This is a genomic window from Gammaproteobacteria bacterium (assembly GCA_034522055.1).
In the GTDB taxonomy this organism is placed as follows: domain Bacteria; phylum Pseudomonadota; class Gammaproteobacteria; order JAABTG01; family JAABTG01; genus JAABTG01.
Genome location: JAXHLS010000002.1, coordinates 1,332,815 through 1,354,560, shown reverse-complemented (window position 1 = coordinate 1,354,560; position 21,746 = coordinate 1,332,815). Strand labels below are relative to the sequence as shown.

The following is a 21,746-nucleotide window of genomic DNA, read 5'->3' as shown; positions in this document are numbered from 1 at the left end:
GCTTCGTGCCACCTGCGCACACCCTTCAGGGCAATAGATGTTGCCGCGGTCACAGCCGCTGCAGATCATCACTTGACGGTGACAACGGGCGCAGTTGTACAGGCGTGCAGAGTTCTCCATCGGCGATCCAGGCCGATGAGGACTTGATTGTCAGGGGAAAACGAGAAATAGTGTGCGGGCTCGTGCTCTGCACGGCCCGGGGTGCGATACCGGGATCGACGGCCAAGTCAATTAGACCCGGTATCGCACCTGTCTCAACGGCCCCTCTTCATCTACCCGATTCCGGCACTCTTGTCACCGGTTGCTCGCGGCCGCCCGCCTGCCGGCTCAGCGACTGATTGGCCTACCAATCAATCCTTCGCCAGATATGCGCGGGTTTTTACAGCCAGCTACATTCGTGATCTGCTGGAGCGGGACCTTCGCGGTGATTTCCCACGACCTCGACTGGCTGGTCACGCCGGAGCGACGGGTCCAGGCGCAGGCCGAACAGGTAAGCTGGGGAAACATCGAGCAGGCCGCCCGGCGGGCGGTTCCGGGGTCGGATATCGACTATATGTCCGCGCCCCTGAACCGGCATGCCGTGGCAGAGGTCTGGCTTTCCCACCCCGACGGCGTCCTGGCGGTTGTCTGGGTCGATCCCTACACGGCCGAGGTCACCGGATCCTCGCACGGCTTCGGCTTGGCAGAGTTTTTTCGCGGCTTTCACTATCGCCTGTTCCTGCCGAATCTCGCCGGCATCCCCGTCGGTCTGTATCTGGTGTCGGTATTTGCCCTCACCATGCTGGCCTCGATGGTCGCTGCGCTGGTGTTTTACAAGCGCTGGTGGCGGCGTTTCCTCAAGGGGCCGCGCGGCCGCGGGCGGGCGTTCTGGAGCGAGTTGCACAAGGCTGTCGGGCTGTGGTCGATCTGGTTCCTGCTCGTCATCGGGCTGACGGGCGGGTGGTATCTCTACGAAGGGGCCCAGCATGATCTCTTCGAAGGTCCATTGAACTATGTGGACAATGCGCCCATCGGCGTGGTTTCGGTGCCGGCGCCGGCCACCGCTCCGGCGCTGCCGGCGCTGCCCCTGGACGAGGTGATCGCCAGGGCAGAGCGCGCCTGGCCGGAGTTCGAGATCACGACCGCGGCCTACGGCTGGTACTCTGGCGGCGAGGACGCGGTTTACCTGCAAGGCCACACCGGTGGTTTCTCGCTCCTGCGTGGTCGCGCCAACCAGATGCACCTGGACCCACGCAGCGGCGAGGTGCTGTGGCAGAACGGCAGCGGTGACCTGTCGCCCTACTGGGTCTGGTCGAACATGGCCGACCCCTTGCACTTCGGCAACTTCGCGGGGCTCTGGAGCAAGGCTATCTGGTTCGTCTTCGGTCTGTTGCTCTCGGGGCTCATCCTCACCGGCACCTGGTTGCACGCCCAACGCCTGGCCCGCGAGGCCGGTGGCCGCGCCCGCCACCGCTGGCCGGGTACCGGTGCGGCGATTGCCGTGTCGCTGCTGGTGTTGGCCGCCTCGGTGCCCTTCGGCTTCCAGGAAGCGCGGGAGTACTACGGGCCCACGGTCAATGGCGTCAAGCAGCTGCCGACCCTGGCGCCGGGCGTGAAAGCCGTCATCATCGGCTGGATTGCCCTGACCCTCGTGATCATCGCCAGCTGGATACTGGTGCTATGGCGGCCGGGCTTGCTCATGAGGACGATGCGGCGCAACGAAAACTGGCTATGGAGGTTATCATGAAGATATCGGGCCTGGCCTCGGGATGTCGGTTGCCGGGAGCAACCGACCTACGGCCAAGGTGGGTAAACTGACCGCCGCCTGCGCCCCGGCAATGGCGATCGTCGGTTGCCAGGGACCGGCGGTTTCGCTATATTTCGTCCCCTTTTTCGGCGATGTAGCTCAGCTGGTTAGAGCGCGGGACTCATAATCTCGAGGTCGAGAGTTCAAGTCTCTCCATCGCCACCATTCCCTGAACAAGCCAAGGGCGCCCGCGAGGCGCCCTTGGCGTTTGTGGGCCTCGATAAGGACCTCGTTTTCAACCAGATTGTAGGTCGGCTACTCCTGGCGCAGCCGACGGGATCCCGGCGGGTGGCGGGCGGGATGTCGGTTGCCAGGAGCAACCGACCTACGTCCGTGCCCAAGGAATGGGCGGTGGGCGCATCTACGGGCCGGGATGTCGGGATGAATCCCGACCTACATGCGTGCCGAAGGAACAGGCGGTGGGCGCATCTACGGGCCGGGATGTCGGGATGAATCCCGACCTACATGCGTACCGAAGGAACAGGCGGTGGGCGCATCTACGGGCCGGATGTCGGGATGAATCCCGACCTACATGCGTGCCGAAGGAACAGGCGGTGGGCGTATCTACGGGCCGGATGTCGGGATGAATCCCGACCTACATCCGTGCCAGAGGAATGGGCGGGGGGTGCTGTGTAGGTCGGGCTTCAGCCCGACAGCGCGCTCACTGCGAGCGAAATATTCACCCACAGATTCTGCGGAGGCGCCAACAGTCTTTTGTTGTCCGGTGCTCCGGACGATCACGTGGAAACAAGTCGCGAGACGTCATTCTCCCTGAATCCTTTCGCGCCTTTCGCGCCTTTCGCGTATTTCGTAGTTGAAGAGTTTTTTGTTGTCCGGTGCCCCGGACGATCACGTGGCATCAACTCGTGGGACCTCATTCTCTCTGAATCCTTTCGCGCCTTTCGCGTATTTCGTAGTTGAACAGTTTTTTGTTGTCTTGTGCTCCGGACGATCACGTGGCATCAACTCCCAGGATCTCATTCTCCCTGAATCTTTTCGCGTTTTTTCGTGTATTTCGTGGTTAATCTTTGCTTTTGTCGCCCGGATGTCGGCCGTCAGAAGGACTGGTCGCCGCTCTGCTCGCGTAGGATCTTGATCTGGAACAGGGTGTTGCGCTCCTCTTCTTCCAGGGCGCCCTGGATATAACGGATGGTGTTGCGGTAGCGGGGGATGACGTTGTACTTGAGGGCGTTCACCCGTTTCTGGGTCTTGCGCTGTTCCTCCAGGAGCCGCCACAGGGCCATCTCCGATTCCCCCAGGCGGGCCAGCAGGGTGGCCATGTGGGCGAGGCGCTCCCGGGTCTCGTCGAGGCTGGCGTCGGTGCCGATGAGGCCCACGGGCTGGAGGGGCAGGGGCTTGGCCGTCACCGACGGGTACTCCACGCCGAGATGGGAGCGCGGCAGGATGTTCACTTCGAGACCCAGGGGAATGGCCAGGGCCGCCAGCCGCAGCTTGTGGCTGCCCATGCGCATGTGGGTGATGCTGAGCCAGTGGTAGGCCTGTTTCACCGCCTCGGTAGTCTCCCCCCGCAGTTCCCGGTACTGGGCCAGGCGCTCGTAGACCAGACGGGTGAGCAGCTCCTTCTTGCGCTCCAGCAGGGCGTGGCCCTCCTCCAGGAAATCCACCTGGCGCTTGAGGCCCAGCAGGGCACTCTTGGTGGGCGGTATCTTCAGGCGGTCCGCCATGCTCAGTCCCCGTCCGTGGTGGCCTCGTCGGCCTCCGGGACTTCCGCGACCTTGGCGGGGTCGCGGGCGCGGCCCCAATGGTGGTACTTCTGCAGGTCCTCCTCGGAGACGCGGTTCAGGGCCTCCGGGGGCAGACCGGACAGCAGGCTCCAGGCGATCTCCAGGGTCTCGATGATGCTGCGGTCCTCGTCCTCGCCCTGGCCGACGAACCGCTCCTCGAAGCCCTTGGCGAATTCCAGGTAGCGGCGGTCGCGTTCGGAAAGTTCCTCGGCGCCGATGATGGAGGCCAGGTTGCGGGCCTCCAGGGAGCGGGCATAGGCGGCGTAGAGCTGGGCCGCCACCCGCGGGTGGTCCTCGCGGGTGAAGTCGGCCCCGATGCCGTCCTTCATGAGCCGGGACAGGGACGGGGGCACGTTCACCGGCGGATAGATCCCCTGGCTCTGGAGTTCCCGGGACAGCACGATCTGGCCCTCGGTGATATAGCCCGTGAGGTCGGGAATGGGATGGGTGATGTCGTCCGACGGCATGGATAGCACGGGCATCATGGTGATGGAGCCGTGGCGTTCGTGGATGCGCCCCGCACGCTCGTAGAGTTCCGCCAGGTCGGAGTAGAGATAGCCCGGATAGCCCTTGCGGGCCGGTACGTCGCCCTTGGCGGTGGCCACTTCCCGCAGGGCCTCGGCGTAGTTGGTCATGTCCGTGAGTACCACCAGCACGTGCTGGTCGAGTTCGTAGGCGAGGTACTCGGCGGCAGTCAGGGCCGCTCGCGGCAGCAGCAGGCGCTCCATGGGCGGGTCGTCCGCCAGGTTGATGAACATCACGACGTTGCGCAGCACGCCGCTGGACTCGAACTCTTCCTCGAAGAAGCGGGCGTCGCTGTAGGAGACCCCCATGGCTGCGAACACCACGGAGAAGTCCGCCTCCTGGGACAGCAGCTTGGCCTGGCGCACGATCTGGGCGGCCAGCCGGTTGTGGGGCAGGCCCGAGCCCGAGAAGATGGGCAGCTTCTGGCCGCGCACCAGGGAGTTCAGGCCGTCGATGGTGGATATGCCGGTCTGAATGAATTCCTTGGGATAGGTGCGGGCCGCCGGATTGACGGGGGCGCCGTTGACGTTGCGCTTGAGGGTGGAGATGATGGGGGGCCGGTCGTCCCGGGGGGCCCCGATGCCGCTGAACACGCGACCCAGGATCTCGGGGGACAGGGACAGCTCGAAGGGCTTCTCCAGGAAACGGGCCCAGGTCTGGTCGAGGTCGAGCCCCTCGGTACCTTCGAACACCTGGATCAGCACCACTTCGTCGGAGGTGCGGATCACCTGGCCGCTGCGACGCCGGCCGGCCTGGTCGCGCACCACCACCCGGTCTCCCAGGGCCACCCCGCGCACACCCTTCATGTAGAGCAGGGCACCCCGCGCGGCGGATGCCATGCGGAATTCTTTCTCCCTCATGCCTCGGCCTCCCGCGGCGCGCCGTATTCGACGCGCAATTCGTCGATATCCTGTTTCACGTGTTTGTTAAAGGCCTCGATGTCATCGGTCTGCTCGCTGGTGTACATGGACTTGAGGCGGCGGAAGCGGGCCATGCTGGGCAAGCGCGAGATCTGCTCCACGGGTACCCCAAGCTCGATGAGCTTGTGTCCTTCGTCATAGATGCACAGGGCGATGTCCAGAAGCTGGAACTGTTTGCGCGGACTGGCATAGCTGTCCACCTCGTCGATGGCGCTCTGCTGGAGCACGCCCTCCTTGATGAGGGCGGCCCCCTCCAGCACCCAGCGCTGGGTGGGGGAGAGGGCCTCGGGGCCCACCAGGTTGACGATGCGGGACAGATCGTCGGCCTGGCTGAGCACCGCCAGGGCCTGGCCCCGCCGGGCGGCCCAGCCGGGGTCCACTTCGCGGGCCCACCACTGGGCGGCGGTGTCCACATAGCCGGAGAAGGAGTCCAGCCAGTCCACTGCCGGGTAGTGGCGGGCGTCGGCCAGCTCCTTGGACAGGGCCCAGAAGGTGGGGACGATCTCCTTGGTGTGGCTGGTGACCGGCTCGGAGAAATCGCCCCCCGGGGGCGACACCGCGCCGATGAGGGTGACGGAGCCGAGGCCCCCCGTGAGGGTCTCTACGCGGCCGGCGCGCTCGTAGAAGGCCGACAGACGCGACGCCAGATAGGCGGGGTAGCCCTCCTCCACGGGCATCTGGCCGAGGCGGCCGCTCACTTCCCGCAGGGCCTCGGCCCAGCGGGAGGTGGAATCGGCCACCATCACCACATCGTAGCCCTGGTCGCGGTAGTATTCGGCGATGGTCACGCCGACGTAGATGCTGGCCTCGCGGGCCACCACCGGCATGTTGGAGGTATTGGCCACCAGCAGGGTGCGCTCCATGAGAGAGCGCCCGGTGTGGGGATCCGTGAGTTCCGGGAAGGTCTCCAGGATGTCCACCAGCTCGTTGCCCCGCTCCCCGCAGCCCACGTAGATGACGATGTCGGCGTTGGCCCAGCGGGCGATCTGCTGCTGCACCATGGTCTTGCCGGCACCGAAGGGGCCGGGCACCGCGCCCTTGCCGCCCTTGACGATGGGAAAGAAGGTATCCAGCACCCGCTGGCCGGTGATCAGGGGCACGGCGGCGTGGTTGCGCGCGCCGTAGGGGCGGGGTGTGCGCACCGGCCAACGGTGGAAGAGCCGGAGGTCGTGGACGCGGCCGTCGTCGCTCTTGAGTCGGGCGATGACGGCATCGACGGTGTAGTCGCCCGAGGCCCCGTGCTCCACGATCTCGCCGCTTATATCGGGCGGCACGAGAATATGGTGCTTGATGGTCTCGGTCTCCTGCACCGTGCCGATGACGGCGCCGCCTTCGAGGCGGTCGCCCATGGACAGGGAGCCGTCGGCCTCGAAGCGCCAGGAGGTCTCGCGGTTCAGGGAGGGCACATGAATGCCCCGGCCGATGTGGTCGCCGCTGATCTTGAGGATCTCCGGCAGGGGCCGTTGAACGCCGTCGAAGATGTTACCCATGAGGCCGGGACCCAGCTCCACCGACAGGGGGTGACCCAGGCTTTCGGCGTCTTCGCCGGGACGCGCTCCTTCAGTGGACTCGTAGACCTGTACCACGGCGCGGTCGCCGTCGAGCCCGATCACCTCGCCCACCAGGCCCATGCGGCCGATCTTCACCTGGTCGCCGTTGCGCACTCGGTCCAGCCTCACCGTGACGATGGGGCCGTTGACGTCGATGATCTCACCCATTGAGCAAGGCTCCGGAGTTGGTGGCGTGGGAGAACAGCCGCTCCAACGCCAGGCGCTGGAGGTCCTCTTTCATGCGTTCCATGCGGCCTTCGAAGGTGTTGTTGACGCCGATGCGGCCATCCACCGTGCGCACCAGCACGCCGCCGTTGCAGGGGCAGTGTTCGTTGGCGAGATGGATTTCCTTGTCCGTCACACAGTCCGCCACCAGGGCCTCCCACTCGCCGGCGAAGCGCCGGTGGTCGGTCTCCGACACCAGGGCCTCGAGCTGGTTTTGCTCGAAGCAGGCCGCCGCCTGGGCCAGCAGCTGCTTGAACAGGGCCGTATACTTCTCTTCGTCGTCGCGCAGTTCATGGAGACGCTCGGTGACCCGGAACAGGACATGTTCCACCAGCCCCCAGCGCAGGCGGTCCAGTTCCGCCTGCAGGCGGAGTTCGCTGGCCTGGACGCGGCGCCGGTATTCCCGCTCCCCTTGGGCCTGGGCCGACAGGTTTTCCTTCTCCTCCAGCAGCTGAATACGGTTGCTGGTCTCCTTGCGGATACGCTCCCTGGCACGCTCGGCCTGTTCGAGGTGTTCCGCGGCCAGGGCCTCGGCGCGTTCCCGGATGGCCTGCTCCAGCGCGGCAACCTGGTCTTCGGCCTTCATGGGCGTTTCTCCAGGGCTGAGGCACCCAGCACCCGTATCACCAGATCCTCCACGGGCGGCCGGTAATCGGCGGGCGCCTCGAGGGGTGGGATCTCACTGATCACGATACGTCCTCCTTCCCTCCTGATGTCTTCCAGGGCCTGGCCGGCCTCGCGTGCCACCTGGTGTTCGAGGAACACCAGGGCCCTGGCGTCCGAGGCCGCGAGGCCGCGCAGTAGTTCCTCCACCTCGTGGGGCGAGGGATCGGCCACGGTCTCCACCCCCAGCAGGGCGAAGCCCTCGAGCAGGGCCTCGGAGCCCATGGCGATGATGCGTGTGCTCATATGCGCCCGAGGAGCAGGATGGTCACCACCAGGCCGTAGATGGCGATGCCTTCCGCCAGCCCCAGGTAGATGAGGGTGCGGCCGAACAGCTCGGGTTTCTCGGTGATGACGGCGAGGGAGGCCGCACCCACCGGCCCCACCGCGATACCGGCCGCGATGGTGGCCACGGCGGTGGGGATACCGACGCCGATGATGGCCAACCCCATGCCAACGGTGATCTCAGCGGCGGCCGCGCCCTCGGCCACGGGCGCCTGGGCCATGACGTCCTGCACGCCGAGCAACAGCAGTCCGGCCTGGGCGGCCACGAAGACCACGAGCTGGGTGCCCAGGGTGCCCTTCAACCAGCGCGGGCTCGCCCGCTCCGAACCGAGGGGATACAACTCGAAGTAAACACCGAGGGCGATGATGCCCACGGTGGTCAACGTCATCAGTGCCACTAGCCAGTACATGGTCTACTCCTTAACGTAAAAGTCGCGAAGCACGATAACTCGCGATTCAGGCCCTAGGCCCGGGTATGGAAACTCAGGGGGCGAAACTCCCGGCCATCGCCCCGGAAAAAGCGCGAAAAACCCTCGTAGTACTCCAGACGCAGGGTCTGGATGGTGACGATGGCCCCCTCCAATACGATGATGAAGATATTGCCGAGGACCACGGTTATCCAGTGGCCCGTGGTATCCATCATGGCGGCCAGGGTGAACACCGCCACCGCCAGGGCCACGTGGTTGAGGCTGAAGGCGGCGACGCGCAGGAACGACAGGGTGTTGGCCAGGTAATTCATCACCGCCTCGAAGCCGTCGATGGCGACGATGAGCATGCGTTCTCCCACGGGGGCGCTGTTGCGGCTCCACTTGAAACCCATGATTGTGGCGAGTGGTACGATCACGTAGGCCATCTCCAGCCACCCCAGGTGTCCGCCGCCCAACCACTGGCGCGCGCCGTGGATCCCCCCCACATAGAGCGCGATGCCGGCCACGCCCTTGGTGTCGAGCAACGCCGCGGGCACATCGCCGAACAGCAGATTATTGATGATGGTCAGGACGTTGGCCACCAGGATGAAGCCGATTCCCCAGTAGAGGGCTATCTCCAGCATCAGCAAGGGGTCGGACAGGGGTGATATCCACAGGGGATGGATCACGTGCTCGTAGCCGAAGATGCTGCCATAGACGAAACCGAAACCCACGGAACACAGCCCCGTGGCCAACATGAAGGGCGTGACCAGCGGGAAGCGGCGGCGCATTGCGATGCCGGCCAGGGCGATGACGGCACCGTGGCCGATGTCACCGAACATCATGCCGAACATGGCGATGAAGCTGGCCGTGAACAGCAGGGTGGGATCGAGTTCGCCGTAGCGGGGAATACCGTAGTTGTTCACCAGGGCGCCAAAAGGCCGGGTGAGCCAGGAGTAACTGACCAGGGTGGGCACCCTGGAAAGCTCGTCGGGCCGCGGATCGCGGACGTCGAAAACGAAGGGCCGATCCAGCAGGGTGTGGAAGGTGTGCTGCAGCTCCGCCAACCGTTCCCTGGGGATCCAGCCCTCCACCACCGCCAGGGCCCCCGTGCCCCGCAGCTTCTGGGCGAGATCGGCGAAGGGCCGGGCCATGTGCAGGGTGCGGCAGGCGGCCATCACTTCGTCCTTGTGTTGCGCAGCGAGCCCGTCCCGTTCCCTCTCGTATTCCCCTTCGCGCCAGTCGATCTCGTCGCGGCGGCGGTCCAGCTCCTGGCGGATATTCTCGGGGAAGTCCCTGAACTCCGCGGGAATGGCTACCGGGCGGAAGGATGCCGTATGGAGCAGGGTATCCATCTCGTGGGCCTCTTGGGCCGGTCCGGCCACCACCACGTAGTGCAGGTGGTTGTCCTCGTGGAAGGGGGTCACCAGGTGCCCGGCCAGGGTCGCGGCATCCTGCAGGCGGTCGAGGTTGATGGTGGGCACGGTACCCACCCGCAGGGTGAGAAAGCCGCCGCTGGTCTGGAACATGCCGAGGTCAACACTCAATCCGGAAAAGATCTGGAGGCCCTGTTCGAGCTGCTTCAGGGTGGTGCGTTCCTCGTCCAGCTGGTGGCGCCGCTCATCGAGGCCCGAGAAGGTCTGCCAGAGGGCGCGCAGGCGGGCGTCCAGGGCCTTCAGCTCCTCCAGGGACACCACCCGCAATTCGTCATCGCCAGGCTCGTCGCTGCAACCGAGGGCGCCCTCCAGTTTGGTCATGCGGGCCCGGGCCGACTGATACACGGCGCGGTAGCGTTCGGCGGGTTGTTCCGGCAGCATGCCCTCGGGATCATCCACGGGTTCCGGATCGAAGACCCCGGCCCGGGCCAGCAGCAGGGTGACCTTGGGGGCGTCCTCGTTGAGCACCTGGAGGCTGATGCGGGACATGGTCTTGGGCCTGAACATGGCCTAGTGCAGTCCCGTACTCACCGCCAGCTCCATGAGTTCGGGGTCGAAGCCCAGACGCCGGCCCTTGATGACCGCCAGCAACTGGCGCAGTTCCATGTCCCGAAGAAACACATAGGCGAAGACCCGGGCCGTGATGAAACGATGGCGTTCGAAAGCGCGCTTCATGGTGTCGCGGGTGCGCTGCTCCATGCGGTTCTCCACCTCGGTGAGGGTGTCGGCGCCGGCGAACATGGGCTTCAGGTCGGGCGGCAGGGCCTCCAACACCTCGGCCATGGAGCCCAGCCGCGCCAGTTCCGCGAGGGTGGCGGAGTTGAGTAAATGCCCCAGGGGAATGAGCAGATAGAAGGTCTCCGCCGCCGAGATCCCGTAGCCGAAGCGGTAACGCAACAGCCACAGCAGATTGAAGCGATCGATGAGGCAACTCACGAGTTGCAGCAGGGCGTTCCGCTCCCCCCGCTCCACTTCGTCGGCGCGGTGATGCAGCCCCACGAAGTAACGCCGATCCATGGTGGCCTCGAGGGAGAAGGGATCGCGCTTCTCTTCGTAGATGCGCCGGGCCTGAATGGCGATGTCGCCGTAGGGGCCGCCCTCCAACAGGCGCAGCATCTCCGCCGGGTCGTCGGCGCGTAACAACTCGTCGATGGGCAGGGTATTGAAGGGAGACGTGTCCACGAGGTGCTCGCGGATGGCGGCATCGGACATGCCGGACAGCTTGCCGCGGATGAGGGCCTTGAGGTTGGCCAGCTCGAACCAGTGCATGACGGAGCGCATGAAGCGACGCCTGGGTCCGGTCATGGGGCGCATGAGGATCTGCGCCTCCCCCATGAGCTGGGAGGTGAAGGCTTGTTCCAATGCGGCGGTACTCGCCGCCGCACTGGCCATGAACTCGTCGATGCCCTCGATTTGGGTGATGAGGTCGTACTCGGGCTGGGGTTCGGAGATCAGCCGCTCTATGGTCTCCGGGCCCATCATCCGCGATCTGAACAGGGTGATACGGGCGTTGAGATAGTCCGGGTTGGACACGTTCAGGTTCAGACCTTGTCGGGATCCGTCAGGGCCTCGAACAGGGCCTCTACGGCGTTCTCTTCGCGGGCGGAGGCCGCCTTGCGGAGCTCGTTGGTGCGTTCGTCGTAGCGGCGCTGCAGCTCGGCGATGCTCTGTTCGGCGCGTTCCCGTGCCTTGCCGAGGAAGGAGTCGTCGATCTCGGCGGCGCGATCGGTGAAGCGGCGCTCGGCACGCCGGGATTCCTCAACCGCCTGGCGGGTGATGGCGGCGCGCCTGGTCCTGGCGTCCTCCACCAGTTTTTCTGCCGCAGACTCTGCGTCGAGCAGCCGCTGCAGGGTGTTGTCCATCTCGATTGATGCCCCTTGGAACTCAACCCCTGCAAGTCTGGCGCCACGGCGCACGCGGCACAAGCCCCGAGGTGCCCATGCCGCCGCAAACCGTCGACTCTATTGATCTGCCTCATCCGGGGAACTCCCCGGGGTGAGCGTTCCGCGAGGGAGACGGGGCGATTGATCTGGCGACCCGGGGCACCTAGGCTTTGATTTCATGGTGAACGGTGGTGCGTTTCCCGCGGCGCCCGAAGCCGCCGCTCCATGGGGCCTCCGGGTCGGGCGACCGAGGAGGTGTATTCCACGCCAGAGGAGTATGTCATTGAATTTCAGAAATCTGCTGAGGTTGGCGATGGTGGTGGTCACTGCTTCATGGGTAATGCCGGCAGCGGTCGTGGCCCAGGGCTTTAATCCCATGAGTTGGATGAACCCGACGCGCTGGATGGATCGTCGTGGATATGATGAAGGCTATGGTTATGGTGCCCCCGGTCTTCATTCCGGAGTGCCGGGTCACGGCCAGGCCTATGTACCCGGTTATGGCACCGGTACTGGCTATGGCCCCGGTTATGGCGCCGGTTATGGCCCGGGTTATGGCCCAGGTTATGGCACCGGGTATGGTTATGGGCAGGGTCACGCCCCGGCGGGCTACGGTCACGGGGCCCCCTACGGCGGTGGTTCTTCATCGGCCTATCCCCCGGGCTACGCACCGGCCTCCGGCCTGCCGTCCCACGGGCAGGGCGCCCCGGGTTACGGTTGGGAACCGACCCCACGGCCCGGGGACGTCAATCGTAAACGCCGGGCCGATGATGCTGGCCGTTCCCGCCGCTCACCCGTCGAACCCGTCCCGGGTACGGGGGTGAGGGACCCATGGTTGGACCCGGCGCCCCGTGATGATGGCGTCACCGGGTCATCCCGCTCCGTCCCCTGGGATGGTGACGAGGGTTCGGCGTGGCCCCCGGCGGAGCCGGCGGCGCCGTCTCCCGAATCAGGCTGGGGGGAGGGGGGCCGTGGCGACGGCACCTGGCAGGGAACCCGTTCCGGCAACGTCTCGGGATGGGGGGCGCCCACGGGGTATGACCGCCCGCTGCGCCGGGAAGGTTTCACGGAGTCGGCACCGGGGGCGGACCTGCCGCCGGCGGCCATCGACTGGCCCGACCGCTCCCGGCGAACGGACCAGGGCGGGCGTGGTGGACCGCCCCGCGGGATCGAGGGACGGCCCCGACGCCGCGCGACCTGCCCCATGGCGGGCGCTGGCCGTCCGGGGGCGATGCGCCGCGTTAGGGACGCCGGTCTGTGGTCCCGTCCCCGTGGTCGCGGAGGCCGGCTATCATCCTGGTCATCCTCGGGGCCCTCGTAGTAGGCGGGGGGTGCGCGGCACCCTCTGGCGCCATCCAGGAGCAGGCCCGGGATGCGGGCTTCGAGGCCGCGGTACGTCAGGGGACGGGGTTTCGTCACGTGGTGTTCCGCGGGCGGCCCCTGGCGGCGGATGGGATACTGCATGTCTATCTTGGGGGGGATGGCCGGGCGTGGGTGAATCCACGCCGTATCGCCCTGGATCCCACGCCGGACGAGTCCCTGGTGCTGAAACTGATGGCCAGGGATCCGGGGGCCGCGGTGATGGTGGGGCGGCCGTGCTACCACGGCCTGGCCCGCGATGAAGGCTGTGCGCCCGCCTACTGGACGGGGCGACGCTATAGCCCGGAGGTGGTGGCCAGCCTGGCCGCCGTGATCGAAGACGAACGCCGGGAGCCGGAGGGCGTGCCGGCCCGGGTGATCCTGGTGGGGCACAGCGGCGGCGGCACCCTGGCGGTCCTGGTGGCGGAAGTGCTGGACGGCGTGGCGGGGGTGATCACCCTGGCCGGCAACCTGGACCTGGGGGCGTGGACCCGACACCACGGCTACAGCGCCCTGGAGGGTTCACTAGACCCTGCCCGCCGCCCGCCGCTACCGCCGGGGATGCCGAGGCTGCACCTGGTGGGAGAGAAAGATGAAAACGTGCTGGCGGAATGGACCAGGCGTTTCGTTGCGGCACGATCCGGCGCCCGCATGTGCATGCTGTCTCGAACCGATCACCGGTGCTGCTGGGTGGATGTCTGGCCCCTGCCTGTCTGCTGGCTGGGCGACGACGCCGCTTGCGAAGGCGCTGCCAGGCTTCTCATCGACCATTTGCGGGAGCCGGTTCTCCCGCGGGAACTCTGCATTACGGATAGCCCGGAAGGGGAGCCGGAGGTGAGTTCACCTAGCCGTGGTCAGGGCATCCGCGGCTATCAGAAATCGACCCTGAGCCCCAGTTTATATTGATTCAGATCCTGGTCTCGGTAACCCAGCTGGGAGGAATACTGAACATAGACGCTGGTGGCGTCTCCGACGAAGCCGGTAAACCCGACACCGACATTGAAGTAGTTTCTGTCGGGCTCTTCCGTCGGGATGGTAAACTTGGTGCCTGTTACTTCGCTGGCGAAGGAACCCGTGATGTCCTCGTTATCGTTGTCGAACTCATGGACATATTCCGCGGTCAGCTGGGGGACCCAGAGGATGCCGTTTCCCTGCCATTCCGTATAGGCGCTCAGGCCCAAGGCCAGGGTAAGGGATTGATAATCCTGGTCGTCAATCTGGACGGCCAGGCCATTGCCGGGCGCGCCCGGGTTGGACATGCGCTCCCGGTAGCCGTCGATGTCCACGTCGGCGTAGTCGATGCGGCCATAGGGACTCAGGTTCCAGGCACCGCCGGACAGGTTGTAGCCGGCCGTGAGGCCGACACTGAGTTCGTCACTGTCGTTGCTGGAAGAGGCCACCTGGTCGACGGGGGTGGCGCCGATGGTGTAGTCGAGGCGCCGTTCCTGGTCATGATCGTTTCTGGTGTAGCCGAGGACACCATCCAGGTACCAGTTCCCTGAGCCAAAGTAGGTGCCATACAGGAAGACGCCCACGGAATCGGTGTCGAGTTCACCGGCGTTGTTGCTGAGATCCGCTTCCAGATCCGTATAGCCCACCGCGATGCCGATCACGGTCCTGGCGTCCGATTGGTAGTCCAGGCCGACCGTGACGCCGCGGCTGTCCAGGTCGAAGCCCGTCTCGAGGCTCGTGCCGTCCTTGTCGCCGTCGCCGTAGGTCCCATCCACGAAGGCGCTCCAGCGGCCCATGCCGGCGCCCGCGTTGCCGCCCGCGAGGGGGATGCCCACCAGGGCCACGGTGTTGGATGGCATGCCGGCTCTCAGGTTTGCCATGCGCTTGCCGATGCGGCCCTGATGCTCGCCGGAGAAGTCCACCTCGGTGCTGGCCACCGCGGAGTTCTCCTCGGAAGCCATGCTCTGCAGGCCTTCCCGGGCCGCGGCGGGGTCCGTGCCGGCCACCGCCGGCACGCCGGCGACGACGATATCCGTGCAACGGTCCTGGAAGTCGGGATCCTGCACGCCGATGAGGTCACCACCCAGTCCCGGCACTCCCCGCGGACACACACTCCCGACCAGGAATCCGATGGCATCCTGCACGCCGTTCGCACCTACCGCCTGCAGATCGGAAGAAAAATTCGGCGGCGTCGCCGTCGCGCCGACGCTGACCATGGACAGTGCCGTGAATATGGTGAAAGGAGTCCGCATGTTGTGTTCCTTTGAGTGATTTCGGTTGAGCGCGAACGGCCGGGATTTTATCGCCTTAATCAGGAGCTTATCGCCATGAGGTTAGCCTATCAGCGTGCTCTGGTATAGTCTCGTTTCCCTTTGCTTCGCCATTGATGTGCGGGGGCGGCGGCGCGGTAAGACCGGGGCGTTAATGCCGTGGCCATACGTGATGTACTACGCTCTTGAATAGGGCCCTGCTCTTGGGAATGCGCATGTTCCGGTTGTTTCATTTATTGATCCTCGGGATCGCTGCATTCCTGCTGTCGTCAACGGCGTTGGCTGGCAACCAGGCCGTGGTCCAGGAACTGGTGGGCGAGGTTTGGGCCGTTGACGCAGAAGGCGTGCGACGCCAGCTCGTTTTGGGAACTGAGGTGGCCACCAGTGAGACCTTACATACCGGCACGGGATCCCGCGTCGTCCTCGCCTTCGATGACGACAGCCGCTTCGAACTCGGGGCCGATGCGGCGATGCTGGTCAGGCACTATGTATTCAAACCCCGCGACCCCGAGAGCCGGCTGGTGACGCGCATCTTCCGGGGGGCTTTTCGTTTCGTCTCCGGCGCCATCGCGCGCTTGCGGGGGGAAGGCATGCGGGTGGAACTCTCGGTGGCCACCATCGGTATCCGCGGGACCCGCGTCGCCGGGGAGGCCGATGCCACCTCGGCCAGGGTGATGCTGCTGGAACCGGAGGACGACCCCGCCCGCTACACCGCCATCGAGGTATCCAACAGCTTCGGCAGTGTGGTGGTGGACAAGCCGGGTTGGGGCACCGAGGTGCCGGACGAGTACAGTCCCCCGACGCCACCGCGACGCATGCAACTCGATTCCATCAATCGTCTGAACCGTTCGATGCAGACCATCCGGCGGGTCATCACGCCGCGCATGCGGCCGGGGATGTAGCATTGATAATTGGGGGGTGAACACAGCCATCGGAGGACCCTCGGGCCCCTGGATCCGGCGGCAGAGTCGGCGCGCCGGTCGGGTACCGCGACGGCCTGAGTCCGGGTCGCCCTGGTTTGCCGCCCCCGACCTGTGTCGAGTCCGGCCGTCTCGCCGGGATGCTATAACCATAGCTGAGGCCATAAGATAAAAGCGGTATGGGCGACAATACGCTGGCGACAGGCAACGGGGAAGGCGGGGCGTTGCCGGATACCGGGACCATCCTCATCATCGATGACAATCCCGGCAATCTGCGCGTGCTCGGCGCCATCATCGAGCAGGCGGGTTATGGCACCCGGGCCACCCTGAGCGGCGAGACGGCCCTGCGCTGGCTGGCGGACCACACCCCCGATCTCATCCTTCTCGACGTCCGCATGCCCGACATGGACGGCTACGAGACCTGCCGGCGCATCAAGTCCCGGCCCTCTGCCCGCCATATCCCCGTCATTTTTATCAGCGCCCTCCACGACGCCGAGGACAAGCTCCGGGCCTTCGACGAGGGCGGGGTGGATTACATCACCAAACCCTTCAACGCGGGAGAGGTCATCGCCCGGGTCAAGGCCCATGTGGAGTTGGCCGGGGCACGGCGCGCCTTGGAGGAGGCCAACCGGGCCCTGGAAGAGCGGGTGGCCGAGCGCCCCCGGGAACTGGAAACGGCCAAGGCCCGGGCCGAGCACCTCGCCTATCACGATGCCCTCACGGGGCTGGCCAACCGCCGGCTGTTCGAGGACCGCCTGTCCCGCGAGCTGCGGCGGGTATCCCGCCACGGCGGCGGCGGCGGCGTGCTGTTCATCGACCTCGATCACTTCAAAGCCATCAACGATGCCCTCGGGCATGCCGTGGGTGACGCCTACCTCAAGGCACTGGCCGATGTCATGAAGGACATCCTGCGGGACGAGGACACCCTGTCGCGTTGGGGCGGGGACGAGTTCGTGGTGCTGTTGCCCGCGCTGGGTGGAGACGCGGGCGAGGCGGCGGCGAGCGCGGGCCTGGTGGCGAACAAGCTGGCCAATGTCATCGCCACGCCGGTGTCGGTGGAGGGCAACGAGGTGCAGGCGGGGGCGAGCATCGGCGTGGTGCTGTACCCGGGGGATGGCCAGACCGTGGATGACATCATCGGCCGTGCCGACACCGCCATGTACGCGGCCAAGCAGGCGGGGCGCGGCACCGTGCAGTTTTTCGAGCCCCGCATTCAGGCCATCGCCGAGGCGCGCTACGACCTGGAGCACGATCTGTGCCGGGCCCTGGAGCGCGATGAGTTGTTCCTGGTGTACGAGCCCCGCGTGGATATCCGCGGGCGTGTGGTGGGAATGGAGGCCGTGGCGCAATGGCGACATCCGCGGCGGGGGGTGCTCGGGCCCGGGGAGTTCATGCCTGTGGCGGAGGATTCCGGGATCGTGCATTCCCTGATGGAGTGGTGGTTACAGGCGGCCTTGGCTCAGCCGGTGCGCTGGCAGGCCTTTAAGATCCCCGGCGGGGTGGTGCCGCGCCTGGCCGTCACCATACCGCCGGGCCCCGTAGACAAGGGCGACTTCGTGGAGCGCTTGGCCGGCCTCATGAAGGATGCGCAGGCGGCACCGGAGGCGGTGGAGATCCAGGTCACCCAGGACGTGCTGGCATTGGATGAGGTTCTGGTCGGCGCGGTCATGGGGCGGCTGTACGAGGCCGGAGTGAGCCTGACGGTGGCCGGCTTCGGCAGTGGCTGCTCGTCCCTGGAACTCCTCGGCCGTTTGCCCATCCAGGGCCTGTCCATGAGCGCCGGGGTAGTGCGGGGCATAGCGGATGACGCGGCCCATGGGTCTCTGGCGCGGGCGATCATCGCCATGGCCCGTACCCTGGGGCTGGGGGTGCTGGCGACAGCGGTGGAGACGGAGGCCGAACGGGCCTTCCTCGTGGCGCAAGGGTGCGAGTATTTCCAGGGGACTCTGGTGGGACCGCCCCTGGCGGCCGACGAGTTGAGCGCGTATCTGGAAGGGGCTGGGGAGGGGCGTCGGGTATGAGTCCTGCCGTGGAGGACGTCACCGACCGCAAACGTATCGAGGAAGAGCTGAGCCGCTATCGTGAGGGCCTCGAGGAGATGGTGGCGGAACGCACCCGGGCCCTGGAACAGGCAAACGAGCGCCTGCGGCGCGAGGTCGAGGAACGCCGGCAGATGGAGGTGCGGCTGCGCCAGACCCAGTATGCGGTGGACCATGCGGCGACGGCCATATTCTGGTTGAACATCCGGACGGCGCGGGTGATCTACGCCAACCGCCAGGCCCTGGACGACCTCCGCTGCGGGCGGGAGGAGATCCTGGGGCGCCGGGTCTGGGACCTGGGGCCCGACTTCTCCGAGCGGCGCTGGCCGGCATTTCGGCGCATCATGCGGCGGCGCGGCGTGATGCGGTTCGAGGCCCGGCTCAGCCACCAGGAGGGCCACTTGCTGCCGGTGGACATTACGGTGTGCCGCACCGAGTTCGAGGGCGAGGAACGCCTGGTGGCCTTCGTCAACGATATCACCCGCCAGCGCGCGGTCCTGGAGGCCCTGCGGGAGAGCGAGGCGCGCTTTCGCCAGATCGCCGAGACCATCGACGAGGTGTTCTGGCTGGTGGACTGGCGGCGGGATCGCGGTATCTACATCAGTCCTGCCTTCGAGACCCTGTGGCAGCAGGACCCGGCCCTCTTCTACGAGGATTGGCACGTGGGTGCTCGAAGCATCCATCCGCAGGATGCCCCCAAGGCGGCGCAGGCCTTCCAGCAGGCCATCGCAACCCACAGTGGCTACGAGGCGGAATACCGTATCGTCCGGCCCGACGGTTCCATCCGCTGGATCCATGATCGGGGCTTTCTGATCCTCGACGAGGCCCGCGAGGTGTCCCGCATCGCCGGTCTGTCGGAGAACATCACGGAGCGCAAGACCTTTGAACTCGCCCTGGAGCAGGCGCGTGACGAGGCCGAGGCGGCGAACCGCGCCAAGAATGCCTTCCTGTCCACCATGAGCCATGAATTGCGTACGCCCCTCAACGCCATCATCGGCTTCGCCCGTCTGCTGGCGGGCGAGGAAGGCCTGAGCCGTGAGCACCGGCAGAACCTCGTCACCATCGACCGCAGTGGCCACCATCTCCTGGCGCTCATCAACGAGGTGCTGGAGATATCGCGTATCGAGGCCGGTCGGGTGTTTCTGGAGGAAGATCCCTTCGACCTGGCGGACACCCTGCGCACCATGGAGGAGATGATGCGTGAGCGTGCGCGCCACAAGGGTCTCCAATTGCGCGTGGCGCGCGAGGGGCCCCTGCCGCGTTATGTCAGGGGCGACGGCAGCCGCCTGCGTCAGGTGTTGGTGAACCTCCTCGGCAACGCCGTCAAGTTCACGGAACGGGGCAGCGTGGAACTGCGGGTGGAGGCGGTGGAACGGGGCATTCACTTTGCCGTCAGCGATACCGGGCCCGGCCTGGGGGCCGAGGATCGGGATCACATTTTCGAGGCCTTCTACCAGTCGCCGGCATCCGCCGCCATGGGCGAGGGTACGGGGCTCGGCCTCGCCATCAGCCGGGAGTTCGTGAGATTGATGGGGGGTGACATCACGGTGCACAGCGAGCCCGGCATCGGCACCACCTTCGAGTTCACCATCCAGCTGCCCGATGCCCCGGAGGTCTCGGTACCGGGGCACTCCCGCGGGCGGGTCGTCGCTCTCGCGCCGGGGCAGGGCGTCCCCCGGGTGCTGGTGGTGGAGGATGAACCCGAGAACCGCCGTATGCTCGTGGCCCTGCTGGAGAGGGGCGGTTTCGAGGTGTCGAGCGCCGGGGATGGGACGGCGGCGGTGCGGGCCTTCCAGCGCATCCGCCCCCATTTCATCTGGATGGACATGGGGCTGCCGGATGTGGACGGTTACGAGGCCACCCGCCGCATCCGGGTCCTGCCGGGGGGCATGGATGTGGTCATCGCGGCCCAGACCGCCGCCGCCTTCTCGGAAGACCGCCGCAAGATCCTGCGGGCGGGCTGCCAGGAGGTGCTGGTGAAGCCCCTGGATGCGGATGAGGTCTTCGAGGTCATGGGACGGTACCTCGGCATCGAGTACGATTACGGGCCGGAGCCGGTCGCCGCGGATGGCCCGGCGGCACCCCCGTTGCCGGAACTGAGGGGATGGGATGCCGGGAGGGTGGACGCCCTGCGCCGGGCGGCTCTCGCCCTCGATGCCCGTGCCGTCCGCGATCTCTTGGCGGAAGTGGAGGACTCCCCGGTGGCGGAGGGGCTGCGCGTTCTCGTGGACGACTTCCGCTTCGAGGAGATCATCCGTCTGTGCGAGGAACACCGGGAGGCCCGGGGCGTGGCCCCGGCAAACCAGGACTGATGGGGGCGCTCCGAGCCGCGGCGATGGGGCCCGGTGGACTGGAGAGGTGCCGTTGGCCTCAGCCCATATTGTCAGGGCTCGAACGCGGAACGAAGCCGTGCTCGTGCGATAGCCTGCGTATTCTCCACCGGTTTTCGGGGCATCTGTCCCTTATAATAGTGGATCGAATTTTCCCCAAGGGTTGTCAGCATGAGTGCAACATGGCAAGAGACCATCTATCTGCAGCGGGAGGAACTCGCCAGGACCCTGCACCGGCCCCTGGCCGACCTGGCCCATCGTTGCGCGGAGGTCATGGAAGACCGCGAGGGCCTCAACCGCGTGCTGCGCGAGTGCTTCTCCGCGGTCCCCCACTGCACCAACCTGTATGTGGTGAACGCGCAGTGCATGCAGGTGAGCGATACGGTGGGTAAGGCGGGGCTGACGGATCACTACGGGCGTGATCGCTCTGGGCGTCCCTACATGACGGAGCCGGTGCCGGAGTGGGGGTTCCTGCTTTCGGATGCCTATATCAGCGAGTACGCCCATCGCCCGTCCATCACGGCGTTGCATCGGATCAGCGGCGCCGATCGCATCCTCGGCTATGTAGGGGCCGATTTCGACCTCCGGGATCTACCCGTGACCCAGAAACTCTACGAGGAGACCGGCGAGTGGCGCCAGATCAAGGGTGACCCCTCCATCCGCAGCGTGGTGTTTCAGCAATGCCGGGTGGAGAGCCCCATGGACAGGGCCATGGAGCAGGCCCTGTCCATCCTCGAGGAACTCTTCAGTGACCGCGGGGTGTTCCAGGCGGTGATCCACTTTTCCAGCTCTCGGGCCACCGTGTGGGTGGTGGACGACCCTTACCGTTACCGCCTGCTGGACAAGGACGCGCTGGCCGATCCGGATATCTGCCTCGCCTACCCCCACCGCAACTACCCCGCCACCGCCGTCATGCCCCAGTCCGCCGTGCGGCCGGTACTCGATGCCATGAAAGGATTGCGCCTGGCGGACGAGATGATGTACCTGCGCTCGGCCTCCATCAACATCTTCAACGGCATGGTGAGCCTCACCTTCTCCTGCGACGGTTCCCACTACATGCGCTACGACGAGTTCCTGGAAAAGGACGTTTCCTTCTGGACGGGGTGAGCCTCAGACACAGCCCGTCGGCTTCGGCAGGCCGCCATACTTGGTGATGGGCTTCATGGGGCCGGTGTTCCAGAGCTTAAAGATCTCCTTCTGGTCCTCGCCCACATACTTGGCGAACTTGCGGATGGGCGGCACCACCGCCTCGTCGTCGTAGTACTCCCGCGCCTTGACGATATGGTTCCATTTGACGTCGTCCAGCTCGACGCCGTCCGCCTCGGCCATGGCCCGGCCGATGTCCGGTGTCCAGGCGTTCATGTCCACCAGATAGCCGTCGCCGTCACGTTCAGGGATTTCAGGGCTCATTGTCACGCTCCTATACTTTAGTAAAGTTATCAAGAATAAGTGTA

General features: G+C 65.9%; 17 protein-coding genes and 1 tRNA gene. 7 read left to right on the top strand and 11 right to left on the bottom strand.

Translation table 11 applies throughout. The features are described from left to right. Window positions 1–367: 367 nt before the first annotated feature. Window positions 368–1,726 carry a PepSY-associated TM helix domain-containing protein gene (locus tag U5S82_06565; GenBank protein MDZ7751317.1) on the top strand — a complete coding sequence of 453 codons (1,359 nt, stop codon included), beginning with the start codon at window positions 368–370 and terminating at the stop codon, window positions 1,724–1,726. 148 nt (window positions 1,727–1,874) lie between these two features. Beyond that, a tRNA-Met gene (locus U5S82_06560) sits at window positions 1,875–1,951 on the top strand. Between the two features lie 890 nt (window positions 1,952–2,841). On the opposite strand, the gene U5S82_06555 is transcribed toward U5S82_06560, so the two are convergent. From U5S82_06555 to U5S82_06515, 9 genes are read right to left on the bottom strand one after another with little or no spacing between them, the layout of a single operon-like run. Continuing rightward, the gene (locus U5S82_06555; GenBank protein ID MDZ7751316.1) at window positions 2,842–3,471 is read right to left on the bottom strand and encodes a V-type ATP synthase subunit D; all 630 of its coding nucleotides are present in this window, start codon (window positions 3,469–3,471) and stop codon (window positions 2,842–2,844) included. 2 nt (window positions 3,472–3,473) lie between these two features. Further along, window positions 3,474–4,916 (bottom strand): V-type ATP synthase subunit B, encoded by a 1,443-nt coding sequence (locus U5S82_06550; GenBank protein MDZ7751315.1) that lies wholly within the window; start codon window positions 4,914–4,916, stop codon window positions 3,474–3,476. Next, window positions 4,913–6,694 carry a V-type ATP synthase subunit A gene (locus U5S82_06545; protein ID MDZ7751314.1) on the bottom strand — a complete coding sequence of 594 codons (1,782 nt, stop codon included), beginning with the start codon at window positions 6,692–6,694 and terminating at the stop codon, window positions 4,913–4,915. Before U5S82_06545 ends, U5S82_06550 begins: the two co-directional genes overlap by 4 nt. Then, on the bottom strand, window positions 6,687–7,337 hold the full coding sequence (locus U5S82_06540) for a V-type ATP synthase subunit E family protein (GenBank protein ID MDZ7751313.1): 651 nt from the start codon (window positions 7,335–7,337) through the stop codon (window positions 6,687–6,689). The genes U5S82_06545 and U5S82_06540 overlap by 8 nt, the downstream gene beginning before the upstream one ends. Further along, complete coding sequence (locus tag U5S82_06535; GenBank protein ID MDZ7751312.1) at window positions 7,334–7,660, bottom strand: V-type ATP synthase subunit F; 327 nt, start codon at window positions 7,658–7,660, stop codon at window positions 7,334–7,336. The genes U5S82_06540 and U5S82_06535 overlap by 4 nt, the downstream gene beginning before the upstream one ends. Next, window positions 7,657–8,109: an ATP synthase subunit C gene (locus U5S82_06530; protein ID MDZ7751311.1), complete on the bottom strand. Its 453-nt coding sequence runs from the start codon at window positions 8,107–8,109 to the stop codon at window positions 7,657–7,659. The genes U5S82_06535 and U5S82_06530 overlap by 4 nt, the downstream gene beginning before the upstream one ends. 53 nt (window positions 8,110–8,162) lie before the next feature. Continuing rightward, window positions 8,163–10,049, bottom strand: coding sequence for a V-type ATPase 116kDa subunit family protein (locus tag U5S82_06525; protein MDZ7751310.1), 1,887 nt, complete (start codon window positions 10,047–10,049; stop codon window positions 8,163–8,165). Between the two features lie 3 nt (window positions 10,050–10,052). Next, window positions 10,053–11,075 (bottom strand): V-type ATPase subunit, encoded by a 1,023-nt coding sequence (locus tag U5S82_06520; GenBank protein MDZ7751309.1) that lies wholly within the window; start codon window positions 11,073–11,075, stop codon window positions 10,053–10,055. A gap of 8 nt (window positions 11,076–11,083) precedes the next feature. Further along, on the bottom strand, window positions 11,084–11,404 hold the full coding sequence (locus U5S82_06515; protein ID MDZ7751308.1) for an ATPase: 321 nt from the start codon (window positions 11,402–11,404) through the stop codon (window positions 11,084–11,086). A 1,275-nt stretch (window positions 11,405–12,679) separates the two neighbouring features. On the opposite strand from U5S82_06515, the gene U5S82_06510 reads away from it, so the two are divergent. Then, window positions 12,680–13,687: an alpha/beta hydrolase gene (locus U5S82_06510; GenBank protein ID MDZ7751307.1), complete on the top strand. Its 1,008-nt coding sequence runs from the start codon at window positions 12,680–12,682 to the stop codon at window positions 13,685–13,687. Here U5S82_06510 and U5S82_06505 read toward each other — a convergent pair. Beyond that, a complete protein-coding gene (locus tag U5S82_06505) occupies window positions 13,654–14,985 on the bottom strand; it encodes an autotransporter outer membrane beta-barrel domain-containing protein (protein MDZ7751306.1) in 1,332 nt (443 codons plus the stop codon). The genes U5S82_06510 and U5S82_06505 overlap by 34 nt on opposite strands. Window positions 14,986–15,239: 254 nt before the next feature. Between U5S82_06505 and U5S82_06500 the strand changes: the two genes are divergently transcribed. The 4 genes from U5S82_06500 to U5S82_06485 all read left to right on the top strand — a co-directional run bounded on the left by U5S82_06500 (window position 15,240) and on the right by U5S82_06485 (window position 21,399). Next, complete coding sequence (locus U5S82_06500; protein ID MDZ7751305.1) at window positions 15,240–15,905, top strand: FecR domain-containing protein; 666 nt, start codon at window positions 15,240–15,242, stop codon at window positions 15,903–15,905. A 197-nt stretch (window positions 15,906–16,102) separates the two neighbouring features. Beyond that, window positions 16,103–17,944: a diguanylate cyclase gene (locus U5S82_06495; GenBank protein MDZ7751304.1), complete on the top strand. Its 1,842-nt coding sequence runs from the start codon at window positions 16,103–16,105 to the stop codon at window positions 17,942–17,944. Then, window positions 17,941–20,274 carry an ATP-binding protein gene (locus U5S82_06490; protein ID MDZ7751303.1) on the top strand — a complete coding sequence of 778 codons (2,334 nt, stop codon included), beginning with the start codon at window positions 17,941–17,943 and terminating at the stop codon, window positions 20,272–20,274. The genes U5S82_06495 and U5S82_06490 overlap by 4 nt, the downstream gene beginning before the upstream one ends. 189 nt (window positions 20,275–20,463) lie before the next feature. Next, window positions 20,464–21,399 (top strand): PDC sensor domain-containing protein, encoded by a 936-nt coding sequence (locus U5S82_06485; GenBank protein ID MDZ7751302.1) that lies wholly within the window; start codon window positions 20,464–20,466, stop codon window positions 21,397–21,399. Window positions 21,400–21,402: 3 nt separating this feature from the next. Here U5S82_06485 and U5S82_06480 read toward each other — a convergent pair whose 3' ends face one another. Next, entirely contained in the window at window positions 21,403–21,702 is a 300-nt protein-coding gene (locus U5S82_06480; GenBank protein MDZ7751301.1) for a TusE/DsrC/DsvC family sulfur relay protein, read from the bottom strand. Between the last annotated feature and the right edge of the window lie 44 nt (window positions 21,703–21,746).